General features: G+C 66.4%; 17 protein-coding genes. 9 read left to right on the top strand and 8 right to left on the bottom strand.

Annotation, left to right across the window (positions count from 1 at the left end):
- The first annotated feature begins 436 nt into the window (after positions 1-436).
- From JZ791_RS34455 to narI, 4 genes are read left to right on the top strand one after another with little or no spacing between them, the layout of a single operon-like run.
- Positions 437-4,192, top strand: a complete 3,756-nt coding sequence (locus JZ791_RS34455; RefSeq protein ID WP_308163254.1) for a nitrate reductase subunit alpha — start codon at positions 437-439, stop codon at positions 4,190-4,192.
- Between the two features lie 10 nt (positions 4,193-4,202).
- A complete protein-coding gene (narH, locus tag JZ791_RS34460) occupies positions 4,203-5,921 on the top strand; it encodes a nitrate reductase subunit beta (RefSeq protein ID WP_254206828.1) in 1,719 nt (572 codons plus the stop codon).
- Positions 5,918-6,595, top strand: a complete 678-nt coding sequence (gene narJ, locus JZ791_RS34465; RefSeq protein ID WP_216900484.1) for a nitrate reductase molybdenum cofactor assembly chaperone — start codon at positions 5,918-5,920, stop codon at positions 6,593-6,595. The genes narH and narJ overlap by 4 nt, the downstream gene beginning before the upstream one ends.
- Positions 6,592-7,338, top strand: a complete 747-nt coding sequence (narI, locus tag JZ791_RS34470; protein WP_216900486.1) for a respiratory nitrate reductase subunit gamma — start codon at positions 6,592-6,594, stop codon at positions 7,336-7,338. Before narJ ends, narI begins: the two co-directional genes overlap by 4 nt.
- A 330-nt stretch (positions 7,339-7,668) precedes the next feature.
- Here the strand turns inward: narI and JZ791_RS34475 are convergent, their stop codons facing one another.
- Positions 7,669-8,094: a nuclear transport factor 2 family protein gene (locus tag JZ791_RS34475; RefSeq protein WP_216900488.1), complete on the bottom strand. Its 426-nt coding sequence runs from the start codon at positions 8,092-8,094 to the stop codon at positions 7,669-7,671.
- A gap of 86 nt (positions 8,095-8,180) precedes the next feature.
- On the opposite strand from JZ791_RS34475, the gene JZ791_RS34480 reads away from it, so the two are divergent.
- Complete coding sequence (locus tag JZ791_RS34480) at positions 8,181-8,753, top strand: TetR/AcrR family transcriptional regulator (protein WP_216900490.1); 573 nt, start codon at positions 8,181-8,183, stop codon at positions 8,751-8,753.
- A gap of 54 nt (positions 8,754-8,807) precedes the next feature.
- Positions 8,808-9,599, top strand: a complete 792-nt coding sequence (locus JZ791_RS34485) for a hypothetical protein (protein WP_216900492.1) — start codon at positions 8,808-8,810, stop codon at positions 9,597-9,599.
- 139 nt (positions 9,600-9,738) lie between these two features.
- Here JZ791_RS34485 and JZ791_RS34490 read toward each other — a convergent pair whose 3' ends face one another.
- Together JZ791_RS34490 and JZ791_RS34495 are read right to left on the bottom strand one after the other, a co-directional pair.
- Positions 9,739-10,935 (bottom strand): lipase family protein, encoded by a 1,197-nt coding sequence (locus tag JZ791_RS34490; RefSeq protein ID WP_216900494.1) that lies wholly within the window; start codon positions 10,933-10,935, stop codon positions 9,739-9,741.
- A gap of 226 nt (positions 10,936-11,161) precedes the next feature.
- Complete coding sequence (locus JZ791_RS34495) at positions 11,162-11,527, bottom strand: hypothetical protein (protein WP_216900496.1); 366 nt, start codon at positions 11,525-11,527, stop codon at positions 11,162-11,164.
- A gap of 220 nt (positions 11,528-11,747) precedes the next feature.
- Here JZ791_RS34495 and JZ791_RS34500 point away from each other — a divergent pair, with 220 nt between their 5' ends.
- Complete coding sequence (locus JZ791_RS34500; protein ID WP_308163256.1) at positions 11,748-12,926, top strand: cytochrome P450; 1,179 nt, start codon at positions 11,748-11,750, stop codon at positions 12,924-12,926.
- A 232-nt stretch (positions 12,927-13,158) separates the two neighbouring features.
- The gene (locus JZ791_RS34505) at positions 13,159-14,010 is read left to right on the top strand and encodes an alpha/beta fold hydrolase (protein WP_216900498.1); all 852 of its coding nucleotides are present in this window, start codon (positions 13,159-13,161) and stop codon (positions 14,008-14,010) included.
- 70 nt (positions 14,011-14,080) lie between these two features.
- On the opposite strand, the gene JZ791_RS34510 is transcribed toward JZ791_RS34505, so the two are convergent.
- Together JZ791_RS34510 and JZ791_RS34515 are read right to left on the bottom strand one after the other, a co-directional pair.
- Positions 14,081-15,388 carry an outer membrane protein assembly factor BamB family protein gene (locus tag JZ791_RS34510; protein ID WP_216900500.1) on the bottom strand — a complete coding sequence of 436 codons (1,308 nt, stop codon included), beginning with the start codon at positions 15,386-15,388 and terminating at the stop codon, positions 14,081-14,083.
- 109 nt (positions 15,389-15,497) lie between these two features.
- Positions 15,498-15,848 carry an antibiotic biosynthesis monooxygenase family protein gene (locus JZ791_RS34515; RefSeq protein ID WP_216900502.1) on the bottom strand — a complete coding sequence of 117 codons (351 nt, stop codon included), beginning with the start codon at positions 15,846-15,848 and terminating at the stop codon, positions 15,498-15,500.
- 81 nt (positions 15,849-15,929) lie between these two features.
- Between JZ791_RS34515 and JZ791_RS34520 the strand changes: the two genes are divergently transcribed.
- Entirely contained in the window at positions 15,930-16,376 is a 447-nt protein-coding gene (locus JZ791_RS34520) for a MarR family winged helix-turn-helix transcriptional regulator (protein ID WP_216900504.1), read from the top strand.
- A 123-nt stretch (positions 16,377-16,499) separates the two neighbouring features.
- Here the strand turns inward: JZ791_RS34520 and JZ791_RS34525 are convergent, their stop codons facing one another.
- The 3 genes from JZ791_RS34525 to JZ791_RS34535 all read right to left on the bottom strand — a co-directional run bounded on the left by JZ791_RS34525 (position 16,500) and on the right by JZ791_RS34535 (position 22,086).
- The gene (locus JZ791_RS34525; protein ID WP_216900506.1) at positions 16,500-18,095 is read right to left on the bottom strand and encodes an ATP-binding protein; all 1,596 of its coding nucleotides are present in this window, start codon (positions 18,093-18,095) and stop codon (positions 16,500-16,502) included.
- A gap of 390 nt (positions 18,096-18,485) precedes the next feature.
- Entirely contained in the window at positions 18,486-20,054 is a 1,569-nt protein-coding gene (locus JZ791_RS34530) for a dynamin family protein (RefSeq protein ID WP_216900508.1), read from the bottom strand.
- A gap of 265 nt (positions 20,055-20,319) precedes the next feature.
- Positions 20,320-22,086 (bottom strand): dynamin family protein, encoded by a 1,767-nt coding sequence (locus tag JZ791_RS34535; RefSeq protein ID WP_308163258.1) that lies wholly within the window; start codon positions 22,084-22,086, stop codon positions 20,320-20,322.
- Positions 22,087-22,174: the final 88 nt, after the last annotated feature.

Raw genomic sequence — 22,174 nt, forward strand, 5'->3', positions numbered from 1 at the left:
AAGACGAATGGGCCGCAGTCCTGGAAGACCCACAGAAACTCTCCCGATTCGTCTCATTCGTCAACGCCCCCGACCAAGCCGACCCCACCATCGCCTTCGACGACACCGGAGAACGCAAGGTACCGGTACCGATGGCAACTTAGGCCGTACCCGTGACCCAGGCCGTGTAAACAAATGTTAAACATCCGAGAAGCAGCCGTTTCGAATCGATCACCGCACCCCTGGACGCTCCGCTTCCAGCTACGCTACCGATCGATAACCCCTGTTCGAGCGACCGCTCTCGGATAGCTACAGCAATTACGCAGTGACCATTGGGTTTCTTTGCCCTCACAGTTCACGGTGAGCCGTAGAGCGTTGTGAGACAGGCGTTTTGCCTAGTCACCAACGCTCTCTACAGTCGAGTGAGATATCCGGTCCGACAGGCTTCGAGGATGTTGTGGTTATTTTTCAGAAACAAGATCCCGCCCGTCCCGGGCCGGCCGGAGACGCCCTGCTGCGGGTCGGGCGGTACTTCACCCGCGATGAGGTCTCGGAGGATCTGCGCACGGTGCACCGCACCGGCGGGCGCTCGGCCGATGACTTCTACCGGCACCGGTGGTCGCACGACAAGGTGGTGCGTTCCACGCACGGGGTCAACTGCACGGGTTCGTGCTCGTGGAAGATCTACGTCTCCGACGGCGTCATCACCTGGGAGTCACAGCAGACCGACTATCCGTCGGTGGGCGCGGACAAACCGGAGTACGAACCACGCGGCTGCCCACGCGGCGCGTCGTTCTCCTGGTACACGTATTCGCCTGCGCGCGTTCGGTATCCGTATGTTCGCGGAGTACTGCTCGAGATGTACCGCGAGGCCAAGACGCGACTGAAGGACCCCGTGCTGGCATGGGAGTCGCTGGTCGAGGATCCCAAGCGCGCGAGCCGGTACAAGTCCGCGCGCGGCAAGGGTGGATTCGTCCGGGCGGAGTGGTGGGAGGCTGCCGAGATCGCCGCGGCCGCGCACGTGCACACCATCAAGCGCTACGGTCCGGATCGGATCGCCGGATTCTCGCCGATTCCGGCGATGTCGATGGTGTCGCATGCCGTGGGCGCCCGGTTCATCTCCCTGCTCGGCGGATCGATGCTGTCGTTCTACGACTGGTACGCCGACCTGCCGGTGGCCTCGCCCCAGGTGTTCGGCGACCAGACCGACGTGCCCGAATCGGCCGACTGGTTCGACGCCGGATATCTGATCATGTGGGGTTCGAACGTCCCGGTGACCCGCACGCCGGACGCGCACTATATGACCGAGGCCCGCTATCGCGGCCAGAAGGTCGTCGTGGTCTCACCCGATTACGCCGACAACACCAAATTCGCCGACGAATGGGTCGCCGCCCGTCCGGGCACCGATGCGGCGCTGGCCATGGCGATGGGCCAGGTGATCCTGAAGGAATTCTTCATCGACCGGGTGACGCCGCGCTTCACCGACTACGTCCGGCGCTACACCGACCTGCCGTTCCTGGTGGAACTCGACGAGCGCCCGGGTGGCTGGACCGCCGACGGCGACTACATCGGTCCCACCATCGTGCCGGGCAAATTCCTGACCGCCGCCGATCTGGGTCATACCGGGGAGGGCGTCGAGTTCCAGACGGTCCTGCTGGACGAGGACGCGAATCCGGTGGTGCCCAACGGTTCTCTCGGTTACCGCTTCTCCGGCTCCGGCGCCGGCCGGTGGAACCTCGATCTCGGGGAGCTCACTCCCCTGCTGACTCTGCACGGCCGCACCAACGATGTTGCGTCCGTGCAGTTTCCCCGTTTCGACGACACCGGCGGTGGCACCGCGGTGCTGCACCGCGGCGTACCGACCCTGCGAATCGCGGGCCGGCGGGTGACGACGGTCTTCGATCTCCTGCTGGCCAATTACGGTGTGGCCCGCACCGGGCTGCCCGGGCACTGGCCGACCGGCTACGACGACGCGACCCAGCCGTACACCCCCGCCTGGCAGGAGACGATCACCGGAGTGCCCGCGGCGCAGGCCGAACGGATCGCGCGAGAGTTCGCCGACAACGCCGAGCAGTCCGGTGGCCGATCGATGATCCTGATGGGCGCGGGCACCAACCACTGGTTCCACTCCGACCAGATCTACCGCGCGTTCTTCACCCTCACCCTGCTGACCGGGTGTCAAGGCGTCAACGGCGGAGGATGGGCCCACTATGTGGGTCAGGAGAAATGCCGGCCGGTGACCGGGTGGTCCACCCTGACATTCGGCCTGGACTGGCAGCGTTCGCCGCGGCAGATGCAGGGCACGGTGTTCTGGTATCTGGCCAACGACCAGTGGCGCTACGACCCGTTCACCGCCGACGCCTTCACGTCCCCGCTGGGTGCGGGCCGGCTCGCCGGCCGGACCGCGGCCGACAATATCGCGCTGGCGTCGCGGCTGGGATGGATGCCCAGCTATCCGACGTTCGACCGCAACCCGCTCGACCTCGCGGACCAAGCCGAGGCCGCCGGGAAGACGCCGCAGGACTATGTCGTCGACGCCCTGAAGTCCGGTGACCTGCGGTTCGCCTGCGAGGATCCCGACGCGCCGGAGAACTTCCCGCGCTGCCTCACCGTGTGGCGGGCCAACCTGCTCGGTTCCTCCGGCAAGGGCAACGAGTACTTCCACAAGCATCTGCTGGGCGCCGATTCGAATCTGCAGACCACCGACGCCGAGGGTGTGCGGCCGCAGGAACTGGTGTGGCGGGACACCGCGGCCACCGGAAAACTGGATCTGCTGATGTCGCTGGATTTCCGGATGACCTCCACCACCCTGTTCTCCGATATCGTTCTACCGGCGGCGACCTGGTACGAGAAGCACGATCTGTCCTCGACCGATATGCATCCCTTCGTGCACGCGTTCTCACCGGCCATCTCCCCGCCGTGGGAGGCGAAGACCGATTTCGAGGCGTTCCACCGCATCGCGCGCGGGTTCTCCTGGCTGGCGGAGAAGCATCTCGGCACCCGCAAGGATCTGGTCGCCGTTCCCCTGCAACATGATTCACCCGACGCCCTGGCGCAGGCCGGTGGCCGGGTTCGCGACTGGAAGGCCGGTGAGTGCGATCCGGTGCCCGGGCAGACCATGCCGAAACTCGTGGTGGTCGAACGCGATTACGCCGCGATCGGGGAGAAGATGGCGGCGCTCGGGCCGCTGATCGAGACGCTCGGCGTCACCACCAAGGGGGTCACCACCCATCCCGACCTCGAGGTGGAGTACCTCAAAAACCACAACGGCGCCGTGGTTTCCGGCGTCGCGCAGGGGCGTCCGTCGCTGGCCAAGGATGTCCATGCGGCGGAGGCCATTCTGGCGCTGTCCGGCACCACCAACGGGCGGCTGGCGGTCGAGGGGTTCCGGGCCCTGGAACAACGCACCGGAACCCAGCTCGCCGATCTGGCCGCCGAACACGAGGGCAAGCGAATCACCTTCGCGGACACTCAGTCCCGTCCCGTACCGGTGATCACCTCACCGGAATGGTCCGGGACCGAGACCGGCGGGCGGCGGTATTCACCGTTCACGATCAACACCGAACGCCTCAAGCCCTGGCATACCCTCACCGGCCGCCAGCACTTCTATCTCGACCACGACTGGATGGCCGAACTCGGGGAACAGCTGCCGGTCTTTCGCCCCCCGCTGGACATGACCGCGCTGTTCGCCGAACCCGGCATCGGCGCCGTATCCGACCGCGGTGTGACCGTACGGTATCTCACACCGCATTCGAAGTGGTCGATTCATTCGACCTACCAGGACAACCTGCACATGCTCACCCTCTCGCGCGGCGGGCAGGCCATCTGGATGTCGGACCGGGACGCCACGAAAATCGGTGTCGCCGACAATGATTGGGTCGAGGCGATCAACCGCAACGGCATCGTCGTGGCCCGCGCCATCGTCAGCCATCGGATGCCCGAGGGCACGGTGTTCATGTATCACGCGCAGGACCGTGCGGTGAACGTGCCGCGCATCGAGGGGCCGCCGGCGACGCCCGGTGGCGCGGAGGTCACCGGGCGCGGCAAGCGCGGCGGCATCCACAACGCGCTGACCCGGATCATGATCAAACCGTCGCATCTCATCGGCGGATACGCGCAACAGTCGTTCGCCTTGAACTATCACGGCCCCACGGGAAATCAACGCGACGAGGTAACAACCATCCGCCGCCGTTCCCAAGAAGTGGAGTACTGACATGCGTATCATGGCCCAGCTCGCCATGGTGATGAACCTGGACAAGTGCATCGGCTGCCACACCTGCAGCGTCACCTGTAAGCAGGCATGGACCAACCGCGGCGGCACCGAATACGTGTGGTTCAACAACGTCGAAACCCGCCCCGGCCAAGGCTATCCGCGCGGATACCAGGATCAGGAGCGATGGAAGGGCGGCTGGTCCCTGGATCGGCGGGGCAAACTCACGCTGAAGTCGGGCTCGCGAATCAAGCGGCTGCTCAACATCTTCGCCAATCCGGACCTGCCCACGGTCTCGGACTACTACGACCCGTGGAGTTACGACTACGACACGCTGCTGTCGGCGCCGGCCATGGACACCACACCGGTCGCTCGGCCCAAATCCCTCATCACCGGCGAGGATACGGCGGTCACCTGGGGCGCCAACTGGGACGACGACCTGGGTTCCGGTCCCGATCAGGTCGGCCGCGACCCGCTGCTGGCCCGGCTGTCCGAACAGGTCCGGCTCGAATTCGAGCAGACCTTCATGTTCTACCTCCCGCGGATCTGCGAGCACTGCCTGAACCCCTCGTGCGCGGCGTCGTGCCCGTCCGGAGCGATATACAAGCGGACCGAGGACGGCATCGTGCTCGTCGACCAGGATCGCTGTCGCGGGTGGCGGCAATGCGTTTCGGCCTGCCCGTACAAGAAGGTGTACTTCAACCACAAGACCGGCAAGGCCGAGAAGTGCACATTCTGCTACCCGCGGGTGGAGGTCGGCATCCCGACGGTGTGCTCGGAGACCTGCGTCGGCCGGCTGCGCTACATCGGGGTGATGCTCTACGACGCGGACGCGGTGCTCGCGGCCGCCTCGGTGACCGAACCGCACGAGCTGTATCCCTCGCACCTGGGCGTATTCCTCAATCCGCACGACCCGCGCGTGATCGTCGAGGCCGAACGGGCCGGAATCTCGCCGGAATGGATTGCCGCGGCACAGGATTCGCCGGTGTACAAGCTCATCGTCGACTATCAGATCGCGCTGCCGCTGCATCCGGAATACCGGACCATGCCGATGGTCTGGTACGTGCCGCCGCTGTCACCGGTCGTGGACGTGCTGAGCGGCACCGGGCACGACGGTGAGCACGCGGACAATCTGTTCGGCGCGATCGACGCGCTCCGCATTCCGGTCGAATATCTCGCCGAGCTGTTCACCGCCGGTGACACCGGTCCGGTCCGCGCCGCGTTGCAGCGCCTCGCGGCGATGCGGTCGTTCATGCGCTCGATCAACCTCGGGCAGGAACCCGACATGACGATCCCGGATTCCGTGCGGCTGAAGCCGGAGGAGATCGAGGCCATGTACCGGCTGCTGGCGATCGCGAAATACGAGCACCGCTACGTGATTCCGTCCGGCGCGACCTCGCGGGCGCACGAACTCGATTCGCTGGCCACCGGATGCAGCCTTGACGGCGGGGCGTACGAGCAGGAACCCGGTATGACCGCGTTGGACGTCATGGCGGAGAAGTTCCATCTCACCGACGCCAACGGTGCTGCGCCGGAGCAGAAGTCGGGCAGGGTCAATCTGTTGAATTGGGACGGTCGGTCGACCGACGGCTTACTGCCTGCGCGCGACGGGAATGGGCAGGGCAATGGTCACGGCAACGGCAACGGTGTACACCTCGACTCCTCCTCCGAGCCAGCCATTCTCGACGGTTCAGCCACCGACGCCCCGGAAATCACCGGAGCACGCCGATGATCCTGAAGCCGCGTCGCCGCCCCGAACCCGCCGTCGCCATGGCCGAGCGCGACCGCTACTTGATCTGGCGCATCGGTGCCCTGCTACTGGACTACCCCGCCGCCGACACGCTGGCCTTGATCGACGAAATATCCAGCGCCATCGAGGAACTCCCCGATCCCGTCCGCCCCGGACTTCGGCATTTCGTTGTCCACCTACGCGATACCGACCCACTGCGGCTGGCACAGCAGTATGTCGAGACGTTCGACCTACGCCGCCGCGCCAGCATGCATCTGACCTACTATGCCCACGGTGACACTCGCAAACGCGGCATGGCGCTGCTGCGGTTCAAGCACGCGTACTGGCAGGCCGGGGTGGAACTCGGCGACCAGGAACTCCCCGACCATCTGCCGGTACTGCTCGAATTCGCGGCCACCGTGGACCCGATCGGCGGCGAGCGGTTGCTCGGCGAACATGTGCCGGTGCTGGAACTGCTGCGATTGTCACTGTCCGACACCGGATCTCCGTACGCCGACGTACTCGGCGCGGTGCTCGCCACGCTTCCGCCGCTGACGACCGCCGACCGCCGCCGCATCGCCGAACTCGCCGCCCAGGGCCCTCCGGAGGAAGAGGTCGGCCTGGAGCCGTTCGCCATGGACCCGCTGGCATTCACCGGATCGGAAGGCCGCCGATGAGCGCAACCGTGTGGTTGACCCTGCCCTATGTGGCATTCACCTCGTTCGTACTCGGCCACCTGTGGCGCTACCGCACCGATCAGTTCGGCTGGACCACCCGTTCGTCCCAGATCTACGAGTCCCGGCTGCTGCGCCTGGGCAGTCCGCTGTTCCATTTCGGCATGGTCGGCGTCGTCGGCGGCCATGTGCTCGGTGTGCTGGTCCCGCAGTCGTGGACCGACGCGCTCGGCATCTCCGAGCGGCTCTACCACCTGGTCGCGGTGTCGGCCGGCACGGCGGCGGGTGTCGCCGTCATCGCCGGGATCTCCATCCTGCTGTACCGGCGCGTCACGGTGCGAGCCGTGCGGCAGGCCACCACCCGCACCGACAAGTTCATGTACCTGCTGCTGACCGCCGCACTCGTGACCGGTCTGCTCAATACCATCGGCAGCAACCTGATCTGGGGCACATACAACTACCGCCAGACCGTATCCCCTTGGTTCCGTAGTCTTTTCACACCGCATCCGCAGCCCCAGCTGATGGTCGGCGTGCCCTGGACCTTCCAGCTGCACGGCCTCGTGGTCCTCACCTTGATCGCCGTGTGGCCGTACACCCGCCTGGTCCACATGTTCAGCGCCCCAGTCGGATACCTGTTCCGCCCCTACATCGTCTACCGCAGCAAAGCCCACACCGCCCCCGACAAACACCGGTACGCCCGCGCCTGGGTTCCCGCGGCCGTACCACCGGAACGCTCGCGCCGCTAGCGGTCCATCGCCCAGCCGCGACGCCCGCGCGAAGCTTACTGTCACGCCGGGAAAACCCGCCCGGGAGAGCGATGGCCTGCCGATCCGGCGTCACCTGGATCCTCCAGGTCCCCGGCACCTGATCGAGTCCGAAAGCCCGCCTGTCGCAAGCGAACCGACGATCGCCCGGCGGCGGGCCACGCGAACCGTCGGCCAGCTCAGGTGTGTGCCGGCCAACTCTCCGATCACCCCGATGAGCTCGGCAGCCCCACGGTCTCGGTCGTCGGGCCTGCCTGCCGGGTACCAGGCCACGAACAACCGCGACGCGCTCGAGGTCCTGTTCGACCCGAACTAGTTGGCGGACCCGTCGCCGGCTGCGAGATCCATGATGTCGAGTCCTCGCGGGTCGAAGAAGTCCCGGAACAGCAGAATCTTGCCGTCGCGGACACGGAAGATCTGGATCGAGGTGCGGGAGAGGGGCTGTCCGGTGGGCAGGGTTCCGGTGGCACGGGTTTCGACCACGACGACCTCCGGATCCGTCGACTCGTACACCTCGACGTTCTCGACGGCATCGAGCTTGACGCCGGAATCGTTGACGTGGCGGGCGTATTCGCCGATCGCCGCGCTGCCTTCGATCCGATCGGGCATACCCGGCCCGGCGAAGGGGAGTTCGATGACCGCGTCGGGCGCGAACAGGCCGATGAAGCCCTCGGTATCGCCGGTGGCCAGGTACTGGTTGCGCTGCTCGAGCAGTTGGGTGGGAGAGATCGAGGTCATGTGGAGCTCCTTGTCGTTCAACACTCGTTGATTCAACAAGCGTAGAACGACAAGAGCAGTTGGTCAACGCCCGTAGAATGACCAGGGTGCCCGACTCCTACGCCGAAGCCCGCGCCAAGCAGCGCCGCGACACCGAGGCCCGGATCCTCGCCGCGGCCTCGTCCCAGTTCGCCGAATTCGGTTACGAGCGAACGACCATCCGGGGTGTCGCCTCGGCCGCCGGGGTGGATGCGGGGCTGGTCATGCATTACTTCGGCTCCAAGCCCGACCTGTTCCGCCGCGTCATCGCCGATGCGCCCTCCCCCACCGTGACGGGCACCGCCGCGCAGGTGGCCGAGCAGATCCTCACCAACCTCACCGAAACCCTGCGCACCCAGCCCGAACAATCCCTGTCGGTACTGCGCTCGATGCTCACCAATCCCGAGGCCGCCCTCGCCGCCGACGCCGCGGGCGCCCGCTATCGGACCCAGATCCGCGACGCCGTCACCGCACCCGATCCGGACCTGCGCGCCGCGATCGTCACCGCCACGCTGCTCGGTCTGGCGGTCTCGCGCCACTTGCTCGCCTTCGACGACATCGCCGCCGCCGACCCGGACCGGATCGTCGAAATCCTCCGCCCCGCACTGCGATCCATGCTCGGAGATGACACCGCGCGGTAGCGGCTTCTCATATACGGCAGATCAGATCCGGCGGACTGTCGCATACTGCTCAGTATGGGCTTCAGGGAGCGCCGGCTGCGCCGGTCGATGCGTGATCCGGTGCGGGGTGAATTCCGGCCCACCGGTTCGTATTTCCCGCATCCGGGCCGGGTGCCGATGCAGGAGATGCTCACCGGGGTGGTGACCGGTCCCGGCGTCGGGCCGGTGGCCGGCGAGGCGATGAACGACCTGCGGCACGGTCGGGCGATCGGCCGCGAGGTACTGCCGGTGCTGGTCGACCGGGCGGACCCGACCAAGATGCTCGTGCTGTGGGGCGAGCTACCGGCCTACGACAGCCGGGCCGAGGCCAGGCAGCAGGCTCAGCACGCCGCGGAACAGGCTCAACGGGCCACCGCAAAGGATCGGGAGTCGGCGGAACAGGCCCGATCCACCGTCGACGCACCTGCGGACTGGGCCCGGACCACCACCGACGCGCCTCCGGACTGGGCCCGGACGCTGATCGCCGACCTCGTCGATCGCGGTGTGATGCCCGGCGGTCATATCGCCGACATCACCACGACCATCGAATACGGATCGGGCTCGCGCGAAACCTGGCAACCCGCGACCGCGGTACTGCGGGGAATCACCGAGGTCCCCCTGCCCGCCGAGTTCCTGCCCGGCCCGACCGCGACGATGTGCATGCTTACCCTCGATGTCAGCCCGCCCGGCGCCGAGCCGTACACCGTGCAGGTGCGGCAGGGTTTCCGCAGCGCCGAGCGCAGGGCACAGATCGCCGTGATCGGTGCGACCCTACCGGTGCTGATCGACCCCGGAAATTCTCGAAATGTGGTGCTGCGGATACCGTGAGCGGGCAATTCCCGTCCACAGCGCGCCGGGGGTCGAGCCACCGGCCGCCTGGCGCATCACGGTAATCTTCCTCGCCCCGCCTCGACTGTCGTTGTGAACAGCACGGACTCCGCTGCCGCTGCCGGCGCGCGTAATCGAATCACTGTGTGGCACAGGTGTTCGGGGGCGGCTGTCCGGCGAAACGCTGTGCGAGATATGGCATGGCGGCCGTGAGCCCCAGCGCCCCGGCGGTGACATGGTCCGCACCGGCGAACTCGTGGAAGTCCACCGGAACCCCACGCTCGCACAGGGTACGGGCCAATGCCCGCTGGTCGGCGGCGATCATGACGCCGTCGCCGGTGCCGTCGCTGTTACCCGCGGCCATCAGCATGGGGAAACGGGGGGTGCCGGTCTTGCCCATGGTCAGTGTGTCGCTGATGTCGATCAGGGGTGAAAGCTTGTGGTAGTCGGGGTATTCGGGTTTCAGCAGCTTCTTCACCGTGATGACCGGGAGTCTCTGGGTGTCGAGCGCGCACATGCCGCGGGCCTGGTTCATGATCCGGATCCCGTACGGGGACAGGTAGGGAGTGAAATCCATGCCGAAGCCGTGGCTGACACCGGTGAGCACCAGCGGAAGAACCTTCGACCACTGCGGACTGCCGTCGATGTAGTCGATGACGCGCATGAAATTCACCGGCAGTCCGCCTTCGACCGCGCCGATGATGTGCAGCTCCGGCGCGTACGTCCGAGCGAGTTCGGCGGCGAATTCGGTGGCGATGCCGCCGCCGGAGAAGCCCACCATGGCTGTGGGCGTCGCCGCGGGATCGGCTCCCAGCACGTGATCGGCGGCCCGGATGCCGTCGAGAGTGCCGTAGCCGGCCTCCTGGCCCGCACCGTAATCCAGTCCTTCGCCTTCGTAATCGGCTGTCACCACGGTATATCCGGCGCTCAGCGCTGCGGCGAGCACACCTTGATCCACGCTCGCGCCGCCGGACGCCACGGTGTAGGAAGGGTCGCACCGCGCACCGAGCGCGTCGTAGGCCTCCTGATAGGACACGATGCGCGGTGCGCCCGTCGCGGCGGGCGGCCGGATCACCACAGCCGCGGTGACCGAGGGGCGATGACGCTGATCGGTTGTGCGGTACAGCATCTGGGTCGCGATGCCGGGCAGTGCCGTGCTCATCGGCCGGCTCCGCAGAACGGTTCCGGGCGTGATATCCGTCAGCGGGCCGCTGTAGCTGTAGAACGGATCCGCGGTGGGCAGTGCGGGCGCGGCGTCGGCGATCGGCACGCAGACGGCGGACGCGATGCCTATCGACAAGCTCGCCAGCAACGCGCGGAGCGCCAGTTTTCGCACGATGAGGATCCTCCTTGCGGGCGGCGGCATCTGCCAAGGCGGGCCTACATCGTAACCGCCGAATGCGATCCGATCCGCCACGACGGCACCGGCCGAGGCCGGGCCGTCGACCACGCATACGCCATCAACTGCCAGCCGGAGCACGGTCGGCACCCGGGGGCGGCGAACTCCGGACCTACCGGGCAGACGTGGTACGGGGAATGACCGCGCCTGCCCGCGACAGCACTCAGCTACAGGAGCCGGTGGCGGCCTTGCGAATGCCCGCGACGGCATCGATCTGCTGCTGGCTGCTCATCATCGACCACTGCGCGCCATTCTTGAAGTTGGCGATCACCTTCTCCGGGTCCCGCGCTGCGGCGGGCAGGCTCTGGTCGCCCAGGATCTTCATCAGGGCGTGGCATTCGGAAAGGTAGAGCGCCGAATGAGTATTCGCGCCGCCGGAATCGACCGACGCGGCCGAACTGCTGGACGCCGTGGTGCCCGAACCGCTGGACGCCGCAGCCGGTTTCGATGAACTGTTGCATCCCGCCAGGGCGGCGGTGCACGCGAGGACGGCGAGTGGCAATCCGATGCGCTTGGTCAGTGATGTCATATCTCTACCCAAATCTCGTATTCGGGGAGCACCCTTGATCTCTCCCCCGTGCCAGGCACCGTACTTTCCATCAAAGACGCCGACAACCGAATATTCCCGCTGCTGACCAGCGTCCGGCTACACATCGCGCTCAACCGCCAACGACTCTCGTCATCACCCGAACGCGGCCGGGTGGTGACCGGTTGTGTTCCACTGTGTAATACCGTCTTCAGGAGGATCCGTGTCCACGATTCCGGTCAGCGACGTCGACCTGTATACAGAGCAGGCTCGCACCGACCCCTATCCCATCTATGCCGAACTGCGGGCTCTCGGGCCGGTCGTGCACCTGTCCCGGTACGACCTCTACGCGTTGCCGCGCTACGACGAGGTGCACGCGGCCCTGATGGATTGGCAGACGTTCTCCTCGGCGCGCGGTGTGTTCGTGGATCCGGTGATGAATGCTCAGCTCGAGGGCATCACCCTGTGCAGCGACCCGCCCGAGCACACCGCGATGCGCTCGGTCCTGGGCCGTCCGCTTCGCCAGGACCGCATGCGTGAGGTCAGGCCGAAGATCGAGTCCGAGGCCCAGCGGGTCGTCGCCGAACTGGTCGCGCGGGGCCGGTTCGAGGTGGTCACCGAGCTGGCCGAGCATCTGCCGATGACCGTGGTCTCCGAGCTGGTCGGGCTCCCGGACCACGCGCGGGCGAAGATGCTGGACTGGGCCGAGGCCATCTGGGACACGCAAGGTCCCGCCGACGAGCGGGCCGCCGCGGCGAGGCCGGCCGTCGAGGAGTTCCTCGCATTCGCCGCCAACGACGCAGTACCGGGCAAGATCGACCCCGACGGCTGGGCCGCGCATCTCTACCAGGCCGCCGATCGCGGTGAGATCCCGCCCGAGAAGTGCCCGATGATGATGCTGGACTACGTCACGCCGAGCCTGGACACGACGATCCTCGCGATCGCCAACACGATCGCGCTGTTCGCCGAGCACCCCGACCAGTGGGACCTGCTGCGCGAGAACCGCTCGTTGATCTCGCACGCGATCAACGAATCGTTGCGTCTGGAATCCCCTGTGCCCCAGTTCAGCCGGGTGCTCACCGAGGATCACGAGATCGGCGGAGTCACGCTGACGGCGGGCTCACGAGTCGCGCTGCTGTACGGCTCCGCCAACCGCGACGAGCGCCACTACCCGGACCCGACACGCTTCGACATCACCAGGCATTCGGCCGACCACCTCGCGTTCGGGCGGGGCGAGCACATGTGCGTCGGCCTGCATCTGGCTCGCCTGGAGATGAGTACGCTGCTGGAACAGCTGGCAGACCGAGTGGGCGGCTTCGAGATTCGCGAACGGCGGCCGCTGATCAACAACGGGTTGCGCGGTTTGGAATACCTGGAGGTCGTCACTCGCGCTATCGGATGACGACTCCTTCGCGTGGAGCCAGGTGCAGACCCGGCTCCCCCCGGCCCCGCCCGGCGAACTGATGCGACGACGACCGGCACCCGCAATCATTTGTATCACCGAGCCGTCATATGGCTTCCGCATGCGATGGGACCTTTGTCTCATCACTCCGCTATAGTGATAGGACAAAGGTCGCATCAGGGCGTCACCGAGTCCCGTCGGGCGGCCACGCGCATCTCATGAAAGCGGAACAATGGAACCGAAGGTTGCTCGAGGAATCGTCGAGATCGACGGAGCCGACATCTATTACGAACGCCGCGGGGAAGGGCCCGCGCTGCTGATGATCGCCGGTGGATGGGGCGACGGGACCTCCTACGGGCCCGTGGCGGATATGCTCGCCAGCGACCGCACCGTTCTGACCTACCACCGTCGCGGCAACACGCGCAGCCCGGAGCGAGGCCCGCGGCGGCAGTTCAGCGTGCTGCGGCAAGCGGCCGATGCGGCAGCGGTGATCACGGCCAACGGGTTTCCCTCGGCGTCGGTCTTCGGGAGCAGCAGTGGCGCTCTGATCGCGCTCGAACTGGTCGCCGCCTTCCCGGACGTGGTCGATCGTGCCATCGCGCACGAGGCGCCGATCATCACGGCCCTGCCCGATCGGGGCGAGTTCCTCGACTGGTACGACCACCTCTACGCGGTCAGCCTGCAAGGAGAGCCGCAACGAGCGCAGACCGAATTCTTCGGCCGCCTCGGACTGGACATGCCGGCACGCGACTCCACCGAGGAACCGGACGCCACCGCACTACGCGAACACCGAAGGGGCATCGAACGATTCATGCTCGAAGAGATGCCGGTGTTCACCTACTACCGCCCCGACTACCCACGACTGAAGATGTCGGACACGCCACTCACGCTCGCGGCCGGGCGCGACAGCCTCGATCTCCACGGACCGGGCAAACCGGTGTTCTACGCCCATGCCACGCAACGAGTAGCCGAGATCACCGGCAAGGAACTCGTCGAGTTCCCCGGAAATCACCTCTCCTACGCGGCCATTCCACAAGCCTTCGTCGAGACGCTCCGCTCCGCGCTGCCCGCGGTACATGCCTGACCCCTGGACGCACCCGGGAGACTCTCTCTTCCGGAACCGCACGGAACCTGTTGGCGCGCAGGCATAGCAGTCACCGGTATACCGTCGCCGAGCCGTCCGACCGGACGATCACCGCGTCGGTCGCGGTCGCCGCGACCGTGCCGGATCCGAGGTCGATCGACTTGTCGACCCGCAGGGAAGGAATCGCGTAGGAGTCGAGCTTGCCCGCATCGCCCATCGCGACGAGATGATCACCGACGAGGTCTGCCTTCGAGTCGATGTCCTGCCCGGCCGTCGCGACCAGACCGTTGCCGCCCACGACCCGGGCGGGTCCATCGTCGGGTAGCAGGATGCCGTACGTGGCGCCGTCGAACCGCACGACCTGGTGCCCGCCGGTCGTGCTGGTCCCGGACTGGATATCGACCACCGTACGGCCGACGGTATCCATTACCGCCATCGCGATGGCGCCGGAGCCGTCGGTGCCGAAGATCCCGATCCGATTGCCGGCCAACGGAAAAACGTCGTCGATCGAGCCCAGCGCCTCGATGCGGTCGTTCCAGAGCGGCCGCCCGGTCCCGTCGTCATAGGCGAACAGCCGGTTGTCCGAGGTGAGATAGGTGACCCCACCCGCCACGAAGACATCCTCGGCGCCGAACGCGGCGGCCTGCAACTGCTGCGGTATCGACCTGTCCGGCAACGGGAAATCCGCCCGCCAGAGAACGGAACCGGTCGCGGGATCGATCCGAAGGGTCTGCTGACGGGTGGGATCGCCCTGCGTCCGAATATAACTCTGCCCGCCCGCCTCGTTGGTGCTCAGGCCGCCCGGTACGGTCCATGCGATCCGCCCGGTGTCGTAGTCGTATCCGATGACCGAATCGGCGTTGTCCCGCAAGCGATCCACCATCAGGATGCGACCGGTGAGGTAGTCGACGTCGTCGCCGGACGCGAGGTCGATCGACCGCAGGATCGAGCCGGACGCGGGATCCAGGACATCGATATGATCATGTTCGGCGCCGGCCGTCCCCATCTGCCATGTCGCATAGAGCGTGTCGGCCGCCGCCCTGATTTCCGGCGAACTGTCGGCGAGCGGGCCGGCGGGCGCGACCAACGGAGCCGACCACCGCTGTGTGCCCGACACGGGATCGAACGCGGCCAGCGTGTGGTCGTCGTTGGCATACCAGACACCGGCAGTCGTCGTGAACTCGGTGAGCGAGGTCGCGATCCGATTCGGTTGCGCGGCAAACGCGAATCGGCCCGATTTCTCGAATCCATCGAATCGGGACCATGTTTCGACGGATCCGATCGCCGGGTTCACAGGATGATCGTCGCGTTCCGTCGAACATCCCGACATGCCGCAGAGCAGGAGGGCAACCCCCACCGCGGCAAGGCTGCGTCGCATGGGACAACCCTCGCACCCGCAGGTTACGAACGGCTGAATCGAGCCTTCGCAATCCTGTATTCCGACCGCGCGGCCTGGCATCGAGCACGACCGAGCCGACCGGAGTCGGTCAGGCCTCGCGTCCGCGCCGGTGATGCACCGATCGGACTCGCGCCAGTGTCGGGTTGTACGCCTGCGCGATCGCGGCTGCCGCGACGACATGTTCGCGGATTTCGGGGCGCTGCAGCGCATCCGTGTAGTGCTGTTCACTGGCCCACTGCGCATAGTTGACCACTCGCGTGCCGTCCAGGCTGACGTGCAGGTTCGCCGAGATGAAGCCGGGCACACCGACGAAGATCTCCTCGGTCGACCTGTCGAGGGCATCGGCGAGTTCGAGCTGCCGCTCCGGATCGACGGTGAACACATTGACGAGGGTCACCAGGTCGGCGCTGGGGTCGATGGTTGTCGTCGGTGTGTGCATGGTGTCGCTCCCTCTTCCTGGCCGATTATTATTAGCATGCTAATCACAGTTAGCTCACTAACACAAGCGTAAGATGTCGCTGTGCGCTCACACGTCGATCCCGATCAGTCGGTAGGCTTCGCGCTGAAGCGGCTACAACAGGCCCTGCGCTCACGCATGGACGCCGCCCTCGCCGAGCATGGTCTGACAGCCCCCCTGTACGCGGTTCTCGCGATGCTCGGCGAGCACCCCGGACTATCCAATGCCGAACTGGCCCGCCGCAGTTTCGTCGCCCCGCCGACAATGCTGCGCATGCTCAACACCCTCAGCCAGGCCGGACTCATCGACCGCGCCGAACCGACGCCCGAGCAGCGCATTCGCGGAAACGTCTTGACCACCAAGGGAAGACAGCGACTCACCGCGAGTTCCACACCGGTCCAACAATTCGAAGACCTACTCGTCGCCCAAGCCGAGCCCGGCCAACTGGAGATCGTCATGCGCTGGCTGCACGACTGCGCCGAGCAACTCGACGGTCACACCCGGCTGTAGTCGGCGCATCACGTTCGCCCCTCACCATCGCGGAGTGTGCATCGCCGAACCCTTCGCCGCCGAGTGCAAGCGGTGAGCGACGGCGTGAGCACGAACGATCGCCGCCGCCCACGCTGGCCGCGGTCATGCCCGCAGTAGAGTCACCGTGCGGCCGGATGGTGTTCGTGCCGTGCTGAATTCGGTGCGTTCCGGGATCGGCTTCGCGCCGGGTCGGCGGTCGAAGACGACAAGGGTACCGGTATCCAGGGTGAGCCGGTCGAGGTAACCGTCGAGCTGGGCCAGCCCCTCGTCGAGAGGATCACCGTGATGACCCGCCCATACTTTGATTTCGATCGCCTCGCGCTGCTCGGCTCGCGTGCCCTCGCTATCCCGATATGGCTGGCGGATCAGCAGATCGACGCGGCCACGGCCGACTCCGATCTCGCGATCGATATGACCCGCCCCATTCACGATTCGATGCAGGTATCCCATCAGAACCAATTGCGCGGCGGACTCGTGATAATTGTCCCGGGCGGCGAGGACATCACCGTGCCGCATCCAGAACGAAGCGAATTCCCGGAGCAGTCGCGGAAAGTCGATGCGGCCGTCGTCGAATCGGAAGCTCGATGGCGCCACATTGATCGACGCCTCGGTACTGTCGGCGAGAACACTCAGGATGACCTCTTGATAGATCGGATTGGCAATGCGTAATTTCTTGCCCTGGTCGATCAGCCCAAGATCCCGCGTATAAGTCACATCATCGTCGAATTCGGCGACCGGTGTGGGCACGTCGCCGGTGATGATGGGTTCGATCACCCGTCGCACTCGCGGTTCGTTCAACTTACCGGTCAGTGAGTCCAGATGGGTAGCGCGGCTCAGAATTAGACGCTTCTTGGCCAGTTCCACGTGACCTAGGGTGATCGTTTCGTGTACCGACATTCCGACGAGGATCTCCCACGCCATCGCGTTGACCAGCCAGGGCTGGCCCTGCGTGCAGCGGAACGCCAGATCGATGGCTTTGTCGTCGAATTCCTGTCCGGTGTCGGCAGTGTGCTGTCGGTACAGCCGCGCAACCTCGTCCTGGGAGAAATTACCGAGCTGTATAAATTTCATCGCGGTACTGAATGGATTCGATATTCCTTTGCGGCTGAGATTCTCGGTGGTGGCGGCCATGCCATCCTGCACATCGTGGTAATCCTGTACATCCCGTAGGCCAGACAGCACCACGGAATGCACGGAGTTCCGGTAATTCTGGATGGACCCTGCTCGCAACTGCCGCAAGACATTGCGCAGAGCATCACCCCAGAGTGCACCGATTTCGTCGAATAGTAGAACGAGCGGGCGTGGGCACCGCTGCGCCCATGCGACCAGTCCGGCCTCGAGCCGGGTACCCGACGCAGCGTCCGGCCAGGGCTGCGGCGGCAGCAGTTCCGGGGCCAGACCTTTTAACTCAGCGGCAAATCGTAATTGGCTCAGCAGCATCTCTTCGACGGCAGCGACGTCGTTGCCGACAACCTCAGCTGTCTCGCACGAGATCGATAGCGCGAGGAAGTTGCCTTCGGTGTTGAGTCTCCGGGCCAATCCCAGCAGCGTCGTGGTTTTGCCAATTCGATGAGGCATGTGCACCACAAGGGAGTATCCGGATTCGATGTACTTCTGGGCGTCGTGCAGCAGATCCTCGGCAGGAATCATGTAGTGCAGGTCCGGATAACACGGACCCGCCGTGTTGAAATACCTCACCGGGCCACCCTACCGGTTCCCGGGCGTCGGACGTGCTCCGCCGGTGAAAGATGGGTTCGTCCAAATGGAATGGGCTATTGCCCACCCAGCGCGGCCGGCATGACCGGTCGACGTTGCCCTCGAGCGCCGGGCGAGGCACGGTGACCGACGTCGTTATCGGCCAGACTCACTGCCGTCGACGCGTCCAGATAGGTGTCGCACGGCAATATCGTGAATTGGTCAGCACCTTCCGAGGAAGCTTCGGGTAAAGGCCATTCATGCGTCACAGCGCTGACGGCAGGGGCGTCCCATCCACTATTTCGACAGACTATTGGTCGGACAGGCGCCAAGGTAGGACGGATCAGGATGAACAGCGGGTGTCGGCCACGAGCGCGCCGAACAACTCGACGGTCACACGCGGATGTGGTCGGCGCGCAACGCGTTACGTTCGCCGTATTGGTTGGGGGTGGCGGCACGCCTCGGGCGGGGCGGTTCGCCGCGATGACCACCGACCGGAGACACGGTGGGGTCCTGGGCCATGATCGCTTCGCAACTGCGGGCGGCAGCGCGGCAAGTGGCGGCCGTCAGTGGGTCCAACAGGGGGCTGTCGAGTTGGGCGCGCCAGTAGCGCACGGCGCGTTGGGCGACTGTTCGGCAGTCGGCATAAGGGGTGTCGGGTGACAGGCCGAGGCGGCGGTGGGGGGCGATGCCCTCGCCGCCGAGGGCGCGGGTTACGCGGGCTCGGTCGGCCGCGTCGAGGCGGGTGGTGGGGATGCTCGACAGGAGGCGTAGTTCGGTGAAGGCGTGGGTATCGGCCAGGCAGCGGGCCACCTCGCGGGACAGGGCCGCGGCGGCCGGTGACGGGGTGCGGGCGAGTATCCGGGCCAGGGTGGACAGGGCCGAATGGGCCTTGAGTTGCTCGTTGCGCTCGCCGAAGTGGAGGTGCAGGGTGCGGCGCAGCTCGTCGAGGCCGCTGCGGCGTACCAGTTCGGCGGCCAGGGCGGGGGCGTCGTCGATACCGGAGCGGATCAGCGACACTGCCAGGCGGATCCCGAACAGGCCGAATGCCTCGGCGAGGCGGCGGCGCTCGGCGGCCGGGACAGGCAGTTCGCTGTCCGTTGCGGTGAAACGGGAGACGGCGACCAGGGTCGACTGCAGTACGGATGGAGGTGCCGTCGCGAGCGCCCGTAGCGTGAGAAAGTCTGCCTGGCGCAGGGTTTGGCCGCGGATCGCCAACAGGCCCGACACCGGGATGAAGCTCTGCTGGAGGCCGCGCAGGGCCGGCGCCTCGGCCAGTTCCGCGCTGAATCGGCGGGCGGCCGCGAGCGGCTCGCCCTGCCCGCCGTCGATCTCGTCGGCTCGTGACAGCACGCCGAGTACGCCCAGTGGGCCACCGCCGGTCGCCATCCGATCCTGAAGTCCCGCAAGCAGTTGCACGTCCGCGTCTCGTAGGTCGCGCATCAGGTAGACGACGGCGTCGGCCGCGCAGGGGCCGTCCTCGGGGAGCAACAGCGCCAGTGTGCGTTCGGAGACGTCGTGCGAATTGGAGGAGGTGCCCGGCGTGTCGATGACGGTGAACTCGTCCAGCAGTGACGACGGCCACGACACCATCAGCTGCCGCACTCGGTCGGCCGGCACACCGAGGTCGAGGGTGAGCTGACCGTTGTTGCGCTGCACCGGAAGTCGCATCTGCCGCCCGTCGGTGACGGTGAGATCGACTCGGGGCGCGGGCGCACGCCGGAACCAGGTGACCACCCGGGTGCACTCGGTGGCGTCGGTCAGGGCGATCTCGTCGCCGATCAGCGCGTTGAGCAGAGTGGACTTGCCGGACTTGAGGGTTCCGGCCAGGGCCACCCGTAACGGTTGATCCAACCGGGCCGCACAGTCGGCCAGTTCTCCGGCCCAGCGCGAGCGCGGGTCGATCATGCCGCGGGCAGACCGGATCAGCCGCCGCGCCGTCTCCAACTCCTGCCCGCTCATGCCTGTGCCTCTCCAATGCTCGACTCCAGCATGAACTGGGGCCCGACTGTATCTATCGTTTGCTCGCCTCGCCGTCCCATCGCCTGCGCCGCAACAACACTCCACTCCACCATGAGCGGGAGACCGAACGCAGGTATCGTTCGCTTGCTCCGCCCACTCATCGCCTGCGCCGCACCGGCTGCGTCCATCGCACTCGTCGCCTGCGCTGTACCAACGCTCGACTTCGGCAGGAGCGGGAGACCGGCGCTGTACATCGTTCGCTCGCTCATTGCGCCTGCACCGGTCCGCTCGCGAGAGTCGCTGCCCGCACGCGCAATTCGCGCAGCCGGTTGGACATGGCGTCGAGTTCGGCGATGCGCTGGGCCCGTCCGCTGTCGTGCAGCGTGCCGGCGTCCTGAGCCGCCCGCAGCGCCTCCTCGGCCGAGCGCAGCATCTCGTCGGCCACCTCGGTGAAGTGATCGCGCAGGGTCCGCTGCAGCTCCCGCAGTCGTTGCTTGGACTCGTTGTTGACCTGGAAGACGACCTCGTCCATCAGCTTGGCCACCGCCAGTTTGGCCTCGGCTCGGCGACGCGCCTTCAGGGACTTGTGATCCTCCCGGAAGGTGTTTGCGCCGAGCAGGACTCCCGCGGCGATCGAGTACGGGTTGACCAGAGCCAGGCCGATGAGACTGGTGGCCACCCCGACCATCAGCACACCACCGTAGGAGCCGCGCAGGCTGGTGATGGTGCGCTGGATGACACCGGCCTTGTTGCTCTCCAAGGTCTCCAGCGTGCCCCACTGCTCCGCCAGCGCGCCGGTGCCGGAGCCCGGAAGGCTGGGCAGCTGCGCCGGGCCGTCGGCGGCGAACCGCTCGGCCACCTTGTCCGTCAGTTCGATCGAAAGCTTGTGCGCCAGCAGGAAGTTCGCGCTGACCTCGGTGGCGATGCGCTCATCGAGGCTCTTGCCGAATGCCTCCCACTGCTTCACCGGATCCGACTTCGCGATCTCCTCCTCGCTCTCGCGGATCAGAGCGCGCAACCGGGTGCGCAGGTCGTGGTCGACGGCGACGGTCAGTTCGGTGATGCCGTCACCGAGTACGTACTGCCAGTTGGCGGTTCGCTTGCGCAGACCGTCGAAGGTGTCGCGGGCGGCGTGGATGCGCTCGATCAGCTCCGCGCCCCGGGCCGGGTCGTGCAGCGTGGTCAGCTCGGTGTTCATCGCCAGCGCGACGTGATCGGAGATCGCCCGCACGTCGTTGGCGAACGATTCGCGGACCACCGTGTCGGCCCGCTCGATCAGGTGACCGCGCAGGAATGTCTCCAATTGCGGTATGCCGGACTCGACTTCGAGTACCTCGTCGCTCAGCCGGTGCGCGGTCGCGTGCATGGCCGAGGAGACCGGCAGGATCGGCAGGCTCAGCCCGACGGCGGTGAGGTGCTTACGGTTGGCCTTCTGGATGTCGTCCCAGCGCACGTAGCTGTCGATCTTGTTGAGCACGCAGACAACCAGCGGGCACAGCTGGTGAACCTGTTCCAGGAAGCGGATTTCCGGTGCGGTGTACTCCTGGCTGGCGTCGGAGACGAAAAGGACCGCGTCGGCGGTGGTCAGCAGCTCCAGCGTGGCCGCCGCGCGCCGGGAGCCGCCGCCGGTCACACCGGGGGTGTCGATGATGACCAGGCCCTCCGCGAGCAGCGGCGCCGGGAGCGTGACGAGTTCGGTGTGGTCGAGGTCCCCGGCCGGCCGTCGTGACGACGACTCGCCGTACTCGACGACCACCGGGCCCCGCGCGGGGTTGCCCCGTCCGGCGGCCGTCGGGCAGACGTCCGCCGCGACGAGCGCGTTGACCAGTGAGCTGATGCCCTTCCTGGATTCGCCGGTGACCACGACGCGGAGCCGGTTGTCGGTGATGCGTTGGCTGGCCGCCCGCAGACGGACGGATAGGTCGGCGCGGCCGACGGCATCGGTCACCGACCGGAGCTCGTCCAGCAGCGCTGTCATGGAATTGGTTGCCGCAGTGGTCTTTGCGGCGAGAACCGGGCTGGACGTGGTCACTTTCTGCTCCTCGAAAGGCAGTTGGATGGTCCCGGTGGCCCGCCGCAGCGGGCCACCGGGGAGGGAATCAGTGGTGCAGATCGGTCGT

Source organism: Nocardia alni, from assembly GCF_019038435.1.
Classification (GTDB): Bacteria; Actinomycetota; Actinomycetes; order Mycobacteriales; family Mycobacteriaceae; genus Nocardia; species Nocardia alni.